The sequence below is a fragment of the Streptomyces sp. NPDC057445 genome (genome assembly GCF_042802855.1).
Lineage (GTDB): Bacteria > Actinomycetota > Actinomycetes > Streptomycetales > Streptomycetaceae > Streptomyces.
The window spans coordinates 67475-82074 of the sequence record NZ_JBHVDH010000018.1; the positions used below are offsets into that span (position 1 = coordinate 67475).

16 protein-coding genes are annotated in these 14600 nt (G+C 70.4%); 9 read left to right on the forward strand and 7 right to left on the reverse strand.

The annotated features are described in order from the left end of the window. Nucleotides 1-34 precede the first annotated feature (34 nt). Nucleotides 35-1633, forward strand: coding sequence for a Na+/H+ antiporter (locus tag ACFU5O_RS28615; RefSeq protein ID WP_384244906.1), 1599 nt, complete (start codon nucleotides 35-37; stop codon nucleotides 1631-1633). Here ACFU5O_RS28615 and ACFU5O_RS28620 read toward each other — a convergent pair. Then, complete coding sequence (locus ACFU5O_RS28620; protein WP_384244907.1) at nucleotides 1612-2583, reverse strand: 1-aminocyclopropane-1-carboxylate deaminase/D-cysteine desulfhydrase; 972 nt, start codon at nucleotides 2581-2583, stop codon at nucleotides 1612-1614. The genes ACFU5O_RS28615 and ACFU5O_RS28620 overlap by 22 nt on opposite strands. A 134-nt stretch (nucleotides 2584-2717) precedes the next feature. Continuing rightward, entirely contained in the window at nucleotides 2718-3308 is a 591-nt protein-coding gene (locus tag ACFU5O_RS28625; protein WP_384244909.1) for an N-acetylmuramoyl-L-alanine amidase, read from the reverse strand. 366 nt (nucleotides 3309-3674) lie between these two features. Between ACFU5O_RS28625 and ACFU5O_RS28630 the strand changes: the two genes are divergently transcribed. The 3 genes from ACFU5O_RS28630 (at nucleotide 3675) to ACFU5O_RS28640 (ending at nucleotide 6983) form a co-directional block, all read left to right on the forward strand. Further along, on the forward strand, nucleotides 3675-5108 hold the full coding sequence (locus ACFU5O_RS28630) for a family 2B encapsulin nanocompartment shell protein (RefSeq protein ID WP_384244910.1): 1434 nt from the start codon (nucleotides 3675-3677) through the stop codon (nucleotides 5106-5108). Between the two features lie 96 nt (nucleotides 5109-5204). Further along, on the forward strand, nucleotides 5205-6245 hold the full coding sequence (locus tag ACFU5O_RS28635) for a family 2 encapsulin nanocompartment cargo protein polyprenyl transferase (RefSeq protein ID WP_384245012.1): 1041 nt from the start codon (nucleotides 5205-5207) through the stop codon (nucleotides 6243-6245). A gap of 87 nt (nucleotides 6246-6332) precedes the next feature. Beyond that, nucleotides 6333-6983 (forward strand): GNAT family N-acetyltransferase, encoded by a 651-nt coding sequence (locus ACFU5O_RS28640; RefSeq protein WP_384244911.1) that lies wholly within the window; start codon nucleotides 6333-6335, stop codon nucleotides 6981-6983. Here ACFU5O_RS28640 and ACFU5O_RS28645 read toward each other — a convergent pair. Continuing rightward, nucleotides 6967-7542, reverse strand: coding sequence for a TetR/AcrR family transcriptional regulator (locus tag ACFU5O_RS28645; RefSeq protein WP_384244913.1), 576 nt, complete (start codon nucleotides 7540-7542; stop codon nucleotides 6967-6969). The genes ACFU5O_RS28640 and ACFU5O_RS28645 overlap by 17 nt on opposite strands. Nucleotides 7543-7690: 148 nt before the next feature. Between ACFU5O_RS28645 and ACFU5O_RS28650 the strand changes: the two genes are divergently transcribed. Next, nucleotides 7691-8275 (forward strand): dihydrofolate reductase family protein, encoded by a 585-nt coding sequence (locus tag ACFU5O_RS28650; protein WP_384244914.1) that lies wholly within the window; start codon nucleotides 7691-7693, stop codon nucleotides 8273-8275. A 446-nt stretch (nucleotides 8276-8721) separates the two neighbouring features. Further along, a complete protein-coding gene (locus tag ACFU5O_RS28655) occupies nucleotides 8722-9168 on the forward strand; it encodes a DUF6304 family protein (protein ID WP_384244915.1) in 447 nt (148 codons plus the stop codon). A gap of 162 nt (nucleotides 9169-9330) precedes the next feature. On the opposite strand, the gene snpA is transcribed toward ACFU5O_RS28655, so the two are convergent. Further along, a complete protein-coding gene (gene snpA, locus ACFU5O_RS28660) occupies nucleotides 9331-10014 on the reverse strand; it encodes a snapalysin (RefSeq protein ID WP_384244916.1) in 684 nt (227 codons plus the stop codon). Between the two features lie 193 nt (nucleotides 10015-10207). On the opposite strand from snpA, the gene ACFU5O_RS28665 reads away from it, so the two are divergent. Then, complete coding sequence (locus ACFU5O_RS28665; RefSeq protein WP_384244917.1) at nucleotides 10208-11173, forward strand: LysR family transcriptional regulator; 966 nt, start codon at nucleotides 10208-10210, stop codon at nucleotides 11171-11173. Between the two features lie 218 nt (nucleotides 11174-11391). Here the strand turns inward: ACFU5O_RS28665 and sodN are convergent, their stop codons facing one another. Further along, complete coding sequence (sodN, locus tag ACFU5O_RS28670) at nucleotides 11392-11787, reverse strand: superoxide dismutase, Ni (protein WP_020123534.1); 396 nt, start codon at nucleotides 11785-11787, stop codon at nucleotides 11392-11394. 163 nt (nucleotides 11788-11950) lie between these two features. Here sodN and sodX point away from each other — a divergent pair, with 163 nt between their 5' ends. Further along, complete coding sequence (gene sodX / locus ACFU5O_RS28675; RefSeq protein ID WP_384244918.1) at nucleotides 11951-12370, forward strand: nickel-type superoxide dismutase maturation protease; 420 nt, start codon at nucleotides 11951-11953, stop codon at nucleotides 12368-12370. Here sodX and ACFU5O_RS28680 read toward each other — a convergent pair. Further along, complete coding sequence (locus ACFU5O_RS28680) at nucleotides 12274-12903, reverse strand: CGNR zinc finger domain-containing protein (RefSeq protein ID WP_384244920.1); 630 nt, start codon at nucleotides 12901-12903, stop codon at nucleotides 12274-12276. The genes sodX and ACFU5O_RS28680 overlap by 97 nt on opposite strands. Before the next feature lie 91 nt (nucleotides 12904-12994). Here ACFU5O_RS28680 and ACFU5O_RS28685 point away from each other — a divergent pair, with 91 nt between their 5' ends. Further along, nucleotides 12995-13759 carry a class I SAM-dependent methyltransferase gene (locus ACFU5O_RS28685; protein WP_384244921.1) on the forward strand — a complete coding sequence of 255 codons (765 nt, stop codon included), beginning with the start codon at nucleotides 12995-12997 and terminating at the stop codon, nucleotides 13757-13759. A gap of 79 nt (nucleotides 13760-13838) precedes the next feature. Here ACFU5O_RS28685 and ACFU5O_RS28690 read toward each other — a convergent pair whose 3' ends face one another. Next, nucleotides 13839-14600, reverse strand: a complete 762-nt coding sequence (locus tag ACFU5O_RS28690; RefSeq protein ID WP_384244923.1) for an amino acid ABC transporter ATP-binding protein — start codon at nucleotides 14598-14600, stop codon at nucleotides 13839-13841.

A 14600-nucleotide genomic window follows, 5' to 3' on the forward strand; every position in this document is an offset into this window, starting at 1 on the left:
TTACGACGGGCGTGACGGACATGAGGTCGGTGAGATGGACGCACTGCCACTGGTGGCGCTGATCGCGGCGAGCGCGGTGATCGCCGCGGCGGCCCGGAGGACACCCGTGCCGGCACCACTGCTGCTGGTGGCCGTCGGGCTGGCGGCCTCGTACGTGCCGGGGGTGCCCGCCTACACCCTGGACCCGCATGTCGTGCTGCCGCTGCTCCTGCCCCCACTGCTGCACACGACCGCCGTGGAGAGCTCGTACCTGGATCTGCGGGCCAATCTCCGGCCGATCGCCCTGCTCTCGGTCGGCTATGTGCTCTTCGCGACGGTCGTCGTCGGCTACCTCGCCCATTGGCTGGCAGGGCTGCCGCTGGCCGCCGCGATGGTGCTCGGGGCGGTGGTGGCACCGCCGGACGCCGTGGCCGCCACCGCCATCGCCCGCCGCCTCGGCCTGCCGCACCGCATCACGACGATCCTCCAGGGCGAGTCCCTGGTGAACGACGCCACCGCGATCACCGCCTACAAGGTGGCGCTGGCCGCGGCCGTGGGTGAGGGCTTGACCTGGACGGGCGCCGTCGGCGAGTTCCTGCTGGCGGCGGTCGGCGGGGTCGGTATCGGCCTGGTCCTGATGGTGCCGATCCACTGGCTGCGTACTCACCTGAAGGAAGTCCTCCTCCAGAACACCCTGTCCCTGCTCATCCCCTTCGTCGCCTACGCCGCCGCCGAGCAGGTCGGGGCCTCCGGTGTGCTGGCCGTCGTGGTCGTAGGCCTCTTCCTCGGGCACCGCGCCTGGCAGGTGGACTTCGCGACCCGCCTCCAGGAGGAGGCCGTCTGGAGGATGGTCGCCTTCCTCCTGGAATCCTCTGTCTTCGCGCTGATCGGGCTGCAGCTGCCTTACGTGATCCAGGGACTCGGCGACTACGGGGTGGGCGAGGCGGCCTGGTACGCCGTCCTGGTCTTCGTCGCCGTCGTCGTGGTCCGCTTCGTCTGGGTCTTCCCTGCGACCTTTGTGCCCCGGCTGCTGTCGAGGCGGATCAGGGAGCGGGAACCGGAGGTGGACTGGAAGACACCCGTGATCGTCGGCTGGGCCGGGATGCGCGGTGTGGTCTCACTGGCGATCGCCTTCTCCATCCCGATGACCGTGCACGGCGGGACGGAACCCTTCCCCGCGCGCAACCTGGTGCTGTTCCTGACCTTCACCACCGTGATCGGCACGCTGGTCGTGCAGGGCCTGACCCTCCCGGTGCTCATCCGTGCCCTGAAGCTGCCCGAGCGCGACCCTCAGACCCTGACCCTGGCCGAGGCCCAGGCGCAGAGCGAGGCGTCCCGGGAGGCGGAGGCGCGCCTGGAGGAACTGCTCCGCGATGAGCGCAACGCCCTGCCGGAACCGCTCGCGGACCGGCTGCGCTCCGTTCTGGAGCGCCGCAGGAACGCCGTGTGGGAGCGGCTCGGGGCGGGCAACCCGGTCACCGGTGAGTCCACGGACGACACCTACCGGCGGCTCGCACGCAAGGTGATCGACTCCGAGCGCGAGGTCTTCGTACGGCTGCGCGACGAGCGGCGCATCGACGACGAGATGATGCGGACGCTGCTGCGTCGGCTGGACCTGGAGGAGGCGGCCCTCTACCGGGAAGAGTCGGACTGAGGAGACCGGGGGGTCCCTGAGGGGCGAAGGGCCGGTGGGGCCGTGTCCGGGCGTCCCGTGATCACGGCGGCCACGGTCGTTCCGGGTGCGAACGCGCCCTCCTCTGCGAGGGTGACGAGCCCGTACAGCATCTTGGCGACGTAGAGACGTTCGACGGGCATCCCGTGCCTCGCCCCGAAGTCCTCTGCGAAGGCGTCGAGCGCCGGGGCGGTGCGGGCGTAACCACCGAAATGGAAGCGCTCGTCCAGCGACCAGTCGCCCGCCGGGCCCCCGAAGGCGGCCCGCTGGAGTTCCTCGATCTCCCTGCCCAGGAAGCCGCCTTTCAGTACGGGTATGCCGAGCGCCCTCCGGCCGGGGGCGAGCCCGGCGGCCAGGCCCGCGAGCGTCCCGCCCGTTCCGCACGGCACGGCCACCACGTCGGCCACCGCGTGCAGCTCGCGCCCGAGGTCGCGGCAGCCGTGCGCGGCGAGAGCGTTGCTCCCGCCCTCGGGGACGACGTAGAACGCATCGGGCTCCTCGCCCTCCCCGAGCCGGGCGAGGATCGTGGCCAGCGTCTGCGGGTCGGCCTTGCGGCGGTAGGTCGCCCGGTCCACGAAGTGCAGCCGCATCCCGTCCTCGGCGCACCGGGCGAGCGAGTGGTTGAGGGGAAGGCCGGCGAGTTCGTCGCCTCGTACCACTCCGACGGTGGGGAAGCCGAGGAGCCGGCCTGCCGCGGCGGTGGCACGCAGATGGTTGGAGTACGCCCCGCCGAAGGTCAGGACCGGCCGCCCGGACGCGGCGAGCAGGTTCGGGGCGAGCTTGCGCCACTTGTTGCCGGGGAGGTCCGGGTGGATCAGATCGTCGCGCTTGAGCAGCAGCCGTACACCGTGCCGGGCGAAGCGCTCGTCCTCGACCGGCTCCAGGGGGGACGGGAGCCGGGGACGGAGGGCACCGAGGCCGAGCGCATTCACCCGGCCATTGTCACGCGCGCGTCATAACGGGCGCGTCCCGGGCGGGGCCGCCCGCGTCACAGCGACCGCCCGTGTCTCCCCGCCGCCCGTGGCGCTGCGGTCGTCCGTGAAGCACCGCGCCCGGATGAGCCTCCTCACTTCAGCCGTTCCTCGATGCGTGTGCGCATGGACTTCATGGTGAAGCCACATGGGTCGACCTTCCCCGGCTGCCACTCCAGATGGCCGATCACCGACCGCGCCGTCCAGCCGTGGCGCCGGCAGATCGCCGCCGCTGCCTTCTCCACGGCTTCCAGCTGGACCGCGGGCCAGGGGTCCTTGCCGTTGCCGAGGTTCTCGCACTCGAAGCCGTAGAAGTGCCGGTTCCCGTCGGTGTTCGCCTCGTTGTCCGGCGGCAGGCCCCGCTCGGCGATGACGGCGCGCAGGACGTCGTCGTCGCCGGGTCCCGCGTGGTTGGCGCGGCCGTAGCCGACCAGATGGACCCTGCCGTCCTTGGCGATGACACCGTGGCAGAGCGGTCCGGGGAGGGACGGATATCCGTTGCGGCAGATACGGACGGTGTTCGCGGTTCCCTTGGTGACCGTGTGATGGATCATCACGCCGTTCACAGGGCCCCAGGGACCTTTGTGGTTGCGGTTGTGGGTGCGCCAGTCGCCGACCTGGACGACCGTCAGCCCCTCGTCGCGCAGGGCGTCGAGGAAGCTGCTCGCGGACATGGGTGGGGCCATGACCGTCTCCTTCTTGAATTTGCGGCTCTGTTTTCGCTTGCTTGCGCATTTACGCCATGGGGGAGCGTCGGTGAGCGGAACGAGTCACTCGTACCGCACTCGCAACGGTCTATTACCCCAACACCGTTGGCAGGGCTCCCGTTTCGCTCAGGATGCGAACCAATTCGGACAACCGCGCCGCGGCGCGGTCACACGCATCCGTGCCGCTCGGCATTCGGCCACGGGTCGCTGGGCCGGGAGGGTGGAAAGCGCGCGTCGTGCCCCGACCATGTCCGGTTAGTCCCACTCATTTGTGTAATGGCGTGCCGACTCTCCGTGCTGGAAGGCTCCTCCTCGCAGGTCAACCCATGAATGTGAGGGAGTCTCATGTCGGTTGGTTCGGTTGGTGACGAGGTGCGCGAGGTCCGTGAGGGCCGTGAGGACCAGGCGGTACCGCAGCAGAGTCTCGGTACGGCCGCCGCGCGGAACCTGGCGACCACCACCAAGTCGGCACCGCAGATGCAGGAAATCACCTCCCGGTGGCTCCTGCGGATGCTGCCGTGGGTCCAGGTCCAGGGCGGTACGTACCGCGTCAACCGCCGGCTCAGCTATTCGGTGGGCGACGGCCGTGTGACCTTCATCCAGACCGGCAGCCAGGTCGAGGTCATTCCGGCCGAGCTCGGCGAGTTGCCGCCGTTGCGGGGGTTCGGCGACGAGGCGGTGCTGGGTGAGCTGGCACAGCGCTGCCGGCAGGTGCGGTTCGCGCCCGGCGATGTGCTGGCCGCGAAGGGCGAGGCGGCGGACCGGGTGTTCCTCCTGGCGCACGGCCGGGTGGAGCAGATCGGCACCGGCCCCTATGGCGACGAGGCGGTGCTCGGGGTCCTCGCCGACGGGGCGTACTTCGGCGACCGGTCGCTGGTCGACGGGGATGCCGTATGGGAGTACACGGCCCGCGCGGCGACCGCGTGCGTCGCGCTGGAGCTCTCCCGGCAGGACGTGCTCACCCTCGCGGACCGCGCGGAGTCGCTCGGCGCCCATCTCCTCTCCGTGGTGTCGATCCCCCATCAGCGGACCAACAAGTACGGCGAGGCCGCCATCGACCTCTCCGCGGGGCACGTCGGCGAAGCTCTCGTCCCGCATACGTACGTGGACTACGACGCGGCCCCTCGTGAGTACGAACTGAGCGTGGCCCAGACCGTCCTGAAGGTGCACAGCCGGGTCGCGGACCTCTACAACCAGCCGATGAACCAGACCGAGCAGCAGTTGCGGCTGACGGTCGAGGCGCTGCGTGAGCGCCAGGAGGACGAGCTCATCAACAACCGGGAGTTCGGGCTCCTGGCCAACTGCGACTACGGGCAGCGGATGCAACCGCACGACGGTGTGCCCGGCCCGGACGACATGGACGAGCTGCTCTCGCGGCGGCGCGGCTCCAAGCTCTTCCTCGCCCACCCGCGCGCCATCGCCGCGTTCGGACGCGAGTGCAGCAAGCGGGGCATCTACCCGGACACCGTGGACTTCGGGGGGAGCCGCATCCCGGCCTGGCGCGGAGTGCCCATCTTCCCCTGCAACAAGATCCCGATCTCGGACGCCAGGACCACATCCATTCTGTGCATGCGAACGGGCGAGGACGACCAGGGCGTCATCGGGCTGCAGCAGAGCGGCATTCCCGACGAGATCGAGCCGAGCCTGTCGGTCCGCTTCATGGGCATCGACGAGCAGGCGATCATCTCGTACCTCGTCACGGCCTACTACTCCGCGGCGATCCTCGTGCCCGACGCCCTCGGTGTGCTGGAGAACGTCGAAGTGAGCCGCTGGCGCTGACCGGTTGACCACCAGTTGACCCTCTGACCGGCGGGGACGGTGCCGCTTGCCGCCGTCCCCGCCCCCACCCCTCCACAGAGGAAGAGACCCGTGACCATGACCAGCACGGACACCGCCACCGATGGCCACGAGGCCGCGGCACTCCTGGAGCGCACCCGGATCGCCGTCGACCCCCGGCTGCGGGACACCGTCGAGTCGTTGCCCGGATCCATACGCCGTGTCGCGATGTACCACTTCGGCTGGGAGCACGCGGACGGCACCCCGGCCGCCGGCGGCGCGGGCAAGGCGATCCGGCCCGCGCTGGTGCTCGCCGCGGCACAGGCGCTCGGCGGTGACCCGCTGCAGGCCGTGCGGGCCGCGGCCGCGGTCGAGCTCGCGCACAACTTCACGCTCCTGCACGACGATGTGATCGACGAGGACCCGACCCGCAGACACCGGCCGACCGCCTGGACGGTGTTCGGCACCCCGGACGCCATCGTCGCGGGCGACGCCATGCTCGCCCTCGCCCTGCGGCTGCTCGCGGAGGACCGCCACCCGGCGTCCGCCCGGGCCTCCGCCCGCCTCGCTGCCTGCGTCATCGAGCTGTGCGCCGGACAGCAGGCGGACTGCGCCTTCGAGCAGCTCGACCCGCATGAGGTCTCGCTCGACGAATGCATCGCCATGGCAACGGCGAAGACGGGCGCGCTGCTGGGGTGCGCCTGTGCCCTCGGCGCGCTCTACGCGGGGGCGGGCGAGGAGGAGATCGCCGCCATGGACGCCTTCGGGCGGGAGGCGGGGCTGGCGTTCCAGCTCATCGACGATCTGATCGGGATCTGGGGCGACCCGGAGCGTACGGGCAAACCGGTCGGCGCCGACCTCGTCGCACACAAGAAGTCCCTCCCGGTCGTCGCCGCGCTGAGCTCGGGCACTCCGGCGGGGACGGAGCTGGCCGGGCTGTACACACGGCCGATGGACGACCGGGCCGTCCGCCGGGCCGCCGAGGCCGTGGACCGCGCGGGCGGCCGGGACTGGGCACAGCTGCAGGCGGCGGACCGGATGGCGCGGGCGGTTCAGCAGCTGTCCCGGGCCGTGCCGGATCTGGAGGCCGCCGGGGATCTGCTGTCCCTCGCCGAGTTCGTCACACGCCGCACGCGCTGATCCGGCCGGTGCGGGAGCCCGGTCCCCAACTCTAGGATCACAACGATCAGTTGGTGTTCCGATGGTGTTCCGAGAGAGGGGCCGGGCGTGGGCGTACGAATACGGCAGGCGGGGGAGAGCGACCGCGGGACGGTGGTGCGGCTGCTCGACGAGGCGTTCATGCACGACCCGGTGAGCAGCTGGGTGTTCCCCGACGAGAACCACCGCCGCAAGGTGCACGGCATCTTCATGGGGGTGTTTCTGGACCTGGTGCTCGCCGGTGGCCGGGTCGACATGACCGAGGACGGGGCGGCCGCGGCTCTGTGGCTCCAGGTGCCGGCCGGTCCGCCCGAGGAAGAGGACGACACCCCTGCCCGCATGCGTGAGATCGCCGACCCGGACAACGAGCGCGCCGAGCTCGTCGGACGGCTCACCGGTGCGGTCCACCCGCACGACAGGGCGCACGAATATCTGGTGCTCATCGCCGTCACCCCGGAACGGCAGGGGGAGGGCCTCGGCACCGCGCTGATCGCACCGGTGCTGGAGCGCTGCGACCGGGACGGTGTGCCCGCCTATCTGGAGGCCAGCAGCGCTCGCAGCAGCAGGCTGTACGAGCAGCTCGGCTTCGCCTTCACGAGCCGTACGGTCGATCTGCCCGACGGGCCGCACATGTGGCCCATGTGGCGGGAGCCGGTCGCCGGGCGAACCGCACGACCGGCCGCGGAGCCGAACGCACAGCCGGTCACTTCTCAGGGATGATCCGGGTGACGACGGTCTCCACCAGTTCGTCGAGGTCCCGGTCGGCGAGCACGCCGGGCAGCGTGAAGTGCTCCAGCAGCAGGCCCGTCATGGCGAGATAGAGAGCAAGGAAGGCATCCGCGTCGCCCGGCAGACCGGTGTCGAGGTGGAGGCGCCGGTTGGCGTCGAGCTCGGCCCTGATCGCCCGGTTGAGCTCGGCCTGCAGCGCCGGGCGGCGCGTGGCCTCCAGTCGCAGTTCCAGCATGGCGAGATAGCCGGTGCGCTCGGCGGCCATGCGCCGCACCAGCCGGCGCATCAGCTCGACGTACAGCTCACGGGTGGGCGCGGGCCGCATCGCCTCGTCGGTCGGGTCCGGGGCGGGGGCCATCCGTACATGGATCCGGGCGCCCGCCTGGGTGAACAGGTCGTCGCGGTTCGCGAAGTAGTTGGACGCCGTTCCCGCGGGCACGCCCGCCCGGCTGTCGACGGCGCGAAAAGTGAGGCCACGGGCCCCTTCGTGGGCGAGCACCTCGATGGCGGCGTCCACCAGGGCGATCCTGCGTTCCGGGTTTCTGGCCATCTCTTCGCGTACCTCCTCGACTCGCCTTCCGAAAAAGGCTCTTGCGCAACCACTACATGTGAAGCACTATAGCTGCAGTGGTTCGACCGGGAGAAGCGGGCGGACGTGTCCGACTCCCACAGATCGCCAACAGAAACAGGGGACCGGTTTGCGCAAGCTCACCTACTTCATCGCTTGCTCCATCGACGGCTTCATCGGAGACCCGAGCGGAGACGCCTCGTCCATGTTCGGTTTCGTGGACGCGGACTATCTGGAGTTCCTGAAGACCGAGTACCCGGAGACGATTCCGGTCCAGGGCCGTCAGGCGATGGGTGTCCAGGACGCGGGGAACAAGCACTTCGACACGCTGATCCAGGGGCGCGCCAGCTATCAGCTGGCGCTGGACGCCGGTATCACCAGCCCGTACGCACAGCTGCGTGAGTACGTCACCTCGCGCACCCTTGAGAAGTCCCCCGATCCCCATGTCGAGATCATCTCCGACGACGTGGTCGGCAAGGTCCGCGAGCTCAAGGACGAGGACAGCGAACTCGGCATCTACCTCTGCGGTGGTTCGCAGATCGCCGGTGAGCTGCTCGACGAGATCGACGAACTGGTGATCAAGACCTATCCGCAGGTGTACGGCGCCGGCATGCCGATGTTCGGCACCGATTTCGCCGTCACGGACTTCGCGCTGGACTGGGTGCGCACCTTCGACAACGGCGTGCTCGTACGGAAGTACAGCAGGAAGCGGTAGCGGATCGCGAGCCGGACGGACGGACGGTCGCCCGTGCGCTGTGCGTCCTGGGCGTGCCGCCCTATCCTTGACCCATGGGCAGCGAAGGACGCCGGACCGTCCGCCGCCCGCAGAGCGGGTATGCGTGCCCCGCTTGCGGACAGCCTGTCGGTACCGCCATCAGACGACGCAAGATCCTGGGGGCGTTCGTCCCCGAATGGGTTCCTGGACCCTGTCACAACCCCGCTTGTAAGGTCGGCGCCGAGCAGGCCGACGCCACGCGGACGGCGGATGCAGGGGAAGACCCCACCAGCGCCGAGGGCGATGCGAACGGAGAGCCGGCCGCGGGCTCGGCACCCGGTTCCGCCCCCTGACCGACCCTCCGACAGGGCCGTTCGGGCGTTCGATGCATTCGAAGGGGTGACCGGCTGTTCGGCGGAGCCGGTCATACCGCTACAGTCCGCGCCATGTCATCGGAGTCGACGGAAGTCTGGACCGGCTGGTACCGGGACCGCCGGGGTGCGGAAGCGATCGTGATCGCTGTTGCCGTGAGCGGGCGGGGAGTGCACACCCGCATCAGGGGTGTTGAGTACGTGGGCCCGAGTTTCTCGGGCCTGAGCGCGGCGGACTCGGGCGAAGCCCTCTCCGGCTGCGTAATGGAATGGGACATGCCGCTCCCCGTCGCCCTGGACGGGGCGGTCCAGCAGGCCACTCTCGGCTGTCTGCTCGCGCTCGGCGAGCGCGCGGCGGACGGCCGGCCGGACCGGGTGGACCTGAGTCTGACCCTGCACTTCGGCGGGGCGGCGTACGAGTCCGGGATCGCGGGCGGGGACTTCTACGAGGCACTCGGGCGCATCCGGCGGCAACTGCCCGCGGGCGCGGAGTTCGGGCGGAGGCTGCTGGAGAGCGCCTGAGCCCGGGGCCGCCGCGATCCCGCCGCAGGAGCCGGCCGGCATGCGGACGCCCCGCGCCCAGGTGCGGCTGACCTGGGCGCGAGGCGACATCGGGGCGGAGCCGGGTTGCGGGCCCGGGCCTCGCGGACCCGGGACCGGCTCGGGATCCTTCGCGGGGACCGGCTAGGAGACCTTGGCGAGGGCCGCGGCGAGCCCGTTGGCCCAGAGCTGGTTGACCCGGGCGCGCTCGGCCGCGTTGGGGTAGGCGTTCTGGCAGGAGGTGCCCGGGCCGCCGCCCGACATCAGCTCGCTGCACGGGCCGGAGTAGTGGTCGGGCAGCCCGAGCACATGGCCGGTCTCATGAGCGGTGACCCGGGTGGAGTTGTACTGCTGGTTCTGCCGGTAGTCGAGGAAGATGTAGCCGCGGCCGTGACCGTCGGTGCTGGCGTACGAGCCGCGCGAGTCGTTGCCCTCGTAGTACCGGAAGTCGGGGTTGCTGCCTTCCTGCAGCCGCACGTTGGAGACGGAGCTGTTCCAGATCTGGGTGCTGCTCGATATCTGCGAGCGGAAGCTGGGGGCGTTGCTCGCGCTGTAGATCACGGTGACGGCCTGGGCGCCGGGGCTCTTGGCGCGCTTCTCGGCCACCGACTTCAGAACGGCGTCGAAGAAGGCCCTGGTCGCCTTGGCGTCCTCCGCCGAGCCGGCGTAGGCGGCGGCCTTGGTGCTCCTACCGGCGGCGGCGCCGGCGGCGGTGTCGCCGGCCGAGGGACTCGCGGCGGCGGGGACGGCGGCGGTCAGCGCGGCGGCGAGTCCGAGACCGAGGGCGGCGGAGAGTAACGCCTTGGGGTGTCTCGCGGGGTGTCTCATGGGGGGTTCTCCTCGTCCGAGTGGGGATCGGTTGGGGAGAGTTTCAGGGAGCCTCGCTCGGCCGGGATGATGTCAACAGGCGATAGCACAACGGCATCACGCCATTGATCTGCCCCAACTACCCTGAAATCGTGGGGAATTACTGCGACACAGGTGTCTGGTGTGACTGAAGGTGCCGTCTTACGCTCAGTGCATGGAGCTGGAGGTGAGGCACCTGCGCGTCCTGTGCGCGATCGCCGACACAGGCAGTCTGCGCAAAGCCGCCCGGCAGCTGGGAATGAGCCAGCCCTCCTTGACGACCCAGCTGCGGCGTATCGAGAACACCCTCGGAGCGGAGCTGTTCTCACGCGAACGCAGCGGCTGCCGGCCCACCCCCCTGGGCCGTGTGGTGCTGAGCCGGGCACGCCCGCTCGTCGCCGAGATGTCCGCGCTGGTCATCGAGACGAGGGCAGCCGTCGCACGCGCCGACGACTGCCGTCTGCGTATCGGCTCCACGGCCAGCCGTGCCCTCGCGGGCTGGCTGCGGCGCCTGAGGCAGCGGCTGCCCGAGGGCAGGGACCTCTCCCTCCAGATGAACGTCTCGGCCAACACCCTGTTGCGCATGACCGCCGCCGGACAGCTCGACGTCGCCTTCGTCCACGAGGTGGAGGGCTGTCCGCTGCTCGTGCCGGAGGGGCTGGAACGCCGGGTCCTACTCGAACGCGAACCGCAGTTCATCTCCATGGCCCGCGACCACCCGTCCGCCGCGGCCTCCGTCGTCGACCTGAGGGAACTGGCGGGCGACCGATGGATGGTGGATCCGACCGTCGACGGCGAATGGGCCGGCCTGCGCCGCGTCCTGGCCGCGGCCGGTGTCGACCCGCCCGTCCTGCACGCGGACTACCACACGGCCGCCTCCCTCATCGTGGCAGGCGAGGCGGTCGCCCCTTGCCAGCCCACCTCCGGCCCCCGCGACGACATGGCCATCCGCCCCCTGCGGGGCGACCCGCTGGCGGTGCGGCTGCTTCTGTACTGGCGGCGCGGAGCGTGTACGGAGACGTACGAACTCGTCCACCGCGACCTCATCGCCGCCTACCGCGAGGCGGCCCTCCGCGCGGAGCCGTACCGCCAGTGGCTGCTCCGCAACAAGAGCCCGCTGCTGACCGCCCCGGCGGCCTGACCCCGCGCGGAGCAGGCCGCCGGGGCCGCCGGGCGGAAGCGACCGCCCGCGGTGCAGCAGGGCGGTCGGCCAGGGGGCGGCCGGTCAGCGGCTCGAAGGGTCCCGCCGCAGCGGCCGGCCGGAGCGTGAAGAAGAGAAGACCGCACCCGGCCGCTCGCCGCCGGATGTGCGGCGGACGACTGCGGACCGGGTGCGGGTAGTGCAGGCAGAAGGGCGAGTCACGCCTTCTTGGTCTCCCAGAAGATCTTGTCGATCTGGGCGATGTAGTCCAGCGCCTTCTGACCCGTCGCCGGGTCCGTGGACGCCTTCGCCGCCGACAGCGCCTTCAGGGCGTCGTTGACCAGCTGGTGCAGCTCCGGGTACTTCTCGAAGTGCGGAGGCTTGAAGTAGTCGCTCCACAGCACCGACACGTGGTGCTTGGCGAGCTCCGCGCGCTGCTCCTTGATGACCGTGGCGCGGGCCTGGAAGTGCGGGTCGTCGTTGGCGGCCATCTTCTCCTGGACGGCCTTGACCGACTCGGCCTCGATGCGGGCCTGGGCCGGGTCGTAGACACCGCAGGGGAGGTCGCAGTGCGCGCTGACCTTCACCTTGGGGGCAAACAGGCGGGAGAGCATTGAGCTGTCCTTCCTCGTGATCGTCTTCTCAGGTGGGACATTACTCCGTGAGAGGCGTGATTTCCCGAGTGCCCCCTGAGGCTTGGTCCAAAAGTCCGGGGCGGGTATGGGACCGCCGTCGGAACGTACCGTGGGAGCGGTCGGCGGGACCGGGAGGTGGACGATGACGGAACTGGGGCGGGAGCCCACAGCGCCCTTCGGGATCGCGGAGGTGACGGGCCCCTCCATGTATCCGACGCTGGTGCACGGGGACCAGCTGCTCGTGCACTATGCGGCGGTGCTCAGGGCCGGGGACGTGGCCGTGCTGCGGCACCCCCTGCAGCAGGACCTGCTGATCGTGAAGCGCCTGGTCGAGCGGCGTGACGGCGGATGGTGGGTGCTGGGGGACAACCCGCACGCCGAGGGGGACAGCCGGGTGTTCGGCACGGTGCCCGACGAGCTGCTCCTGGGGCGGGTGAGGGCCCGGTACCGGCCCCGTGGCGAGGATCAGCGCTCGGTGCGCTCCATCGTGGTCTGGCTGGTCTCGGCCGTGCGGCCGGTGCTGTCCGACCGCTCGCTCTCCAGGCGCTTGCGGGCCCGGTAGGCGGCGACGTTCGCACGCGTCGCGCAGCGGTCCGAGCAGTAGCGGCGGGAGCGGTTGGTGGAGGTGTCGAGGTAGGCGTTGCGGCAGGGTGCGGCCTGGCAGAGGCCGAGCCGGTCGACGCCGAATTCGGTGAGGTGGATGGCGAGTCCCATCGCGGCGATCGCCGCGTAGCCGGCTGTCGCGTTGGAGGGGTGGTCGGCGAGGTGCATGTGCCAGCGGGGCCTGCCCTCGTCGTCGAGGTGGTCGTGACCGGAGATCTGCGGGCTGACCGGGAATTCCAGCAGCAGCGAGTTCAGCAGGTCCACGGCCTGGGTCTGGTCACCGGAGTCGGCCGCGCCGAACACCGCGCGGAGCCTCGCACGTACCGAGCGGAAACGGGTCACATCCGCGTCCGTCGCGCGGCGGGCGGCCTGGGCGGACGGCCCGAAGAGCTCGCGGACCGCCTCGACGGACGTGAGGGTGTCCTTGTTGCGAGCCGGCTCCTCGGTGTTGACCAGACGCACGGCGTAATCCGAGTAAGAGGCCAGTTCCACTTGTAGTCCTTACGGATGGGGTCTAGTGTCGCCGACGGATGGGGTAACAGATGCTCTCACTTCGAGGGTATTACGAAGTGGAGGAAGTTCCATGACGGAGACTGCGGTGACCGGTACGGACTGGGCGGCCTGGCAGGAGAGCTGGGACCGCCAGCAGGAGTGGTACATGCCCGACCGCGAAGAACGCTTCCGGGTCATGCTCGACATGGTCGAGGCCGTCGTGGGCCCCGAGCCGAGAGTCCTGGACCTCGCGTGCGGTACGGGAAGTATCACGGACCGGCTGCTGAAGCGGTTCCCGAAAGCGGTCAGTGTCGGAGTGGACCTCGACCCCGCGCTGCTGGCCATCGCCCGGGGTTACTTCGCCGGCGACGACCGCGTCACCTTCGTGACCGCCGACCTCACCGACCCCGAATGGACCGCGGCCCTGCCGCACGACGCGTACGACGCCGTCCTCACCGCCACGGCGCTGCACTGGATCCGCACCGAGCCGCTCGCCACCCTCTACGGGCAGATCGCCGGACTCGTCGCGGACGGCGGCGTCTTCATGAACGCCGACCACATGAAGGACGGCACCACGCCCCGCATCAACGCCGCCGAGCGTGCCCACCGGCACGCCGGCATGGACCGCGCCAGGGCCGGCGGGGCGCTCGACTGGGCCGAATGGTGGGCCCTCGCCGCCAAGGACCCCGTACTGGCCGCCCCCACCGCCCGCCGCTTCGAGATCTACGGCGAGCACGCGGAGGGCGACACGCCTTCGGTGGACTGGCATGCGAGCACCCTGCGCGCCGCCGGCTTCGCCGAGGCCCGGGCGGTCTGGGCATCGCCGTCCGACTCCCTCGTCCTCGCGGTCAGGTAGCCCCCGGGGGCCCCGGGCACGGCAAAGGGCGGGTACGGGCGCATCGCGCGCCCGTACCCGCCCTTGCGGTCCCTGCTTGCTACAACACCTTGGAAAGGAACGCCTTGGTGCGGTCGTGCTGCGGGTTGGTCAGCACATCGCGGGGGTTTCCGGACTCGACCACGACGCCGCCGTCCATGAAGACGAGGGAGTCGCCGACCTCACGCGCGAAGCCCATCTCGTGGGTGACCACGACCATGGTCATGCCCTCCTCGGCAAGGCCGCGCATGACGTCGAGGACGTCGCCGACCAGCTCCGGGTCCAGAGCGGAGGTGGGCTCGTCGAAGAGCATCAGCTTCGGCTCCATCGCCAGGGCACGGGCGATGGCGACACGCTGCTGCTGGCCGCCGGAGAGCTGGGAGGGGTAGTTGTTGGCCTTGTCGGCCAGCCCGACCCGGTCCAGCAGGCGGGCGGCCCGCTCCCGGGCCACCGACTTGGTCTCGCCCTTGACCTGGACCGGGGCCTCCATGACGTTCTCGAGGGCGGTCATGTGCGGGAACAGGTTGAAGCGCTGGAACACCATGCCGATGTCACGGCGCTGGAGGGCGACCTCGCTGTCCTTCAGCTCGTAGAGCTTGTCGCCCTTCTGGCGGTAGCCGACGAGCTGGCCGTCGACGGACAGCCGGCCGGCGTTGATCTTCTCGAGGTGGTTGATGCACCGCAGGAAGGTCGACTTGCCGGAACCCGAGGGACCGATGAGGCAGAACACCTCACGCGGGGCGACCTCCAGGTCGATGCCCTTGAGGATGTGGGCTGCGCCGTAGGACTTGTGTACGCCCTCGGCCTTCACCATGGCGGTCAT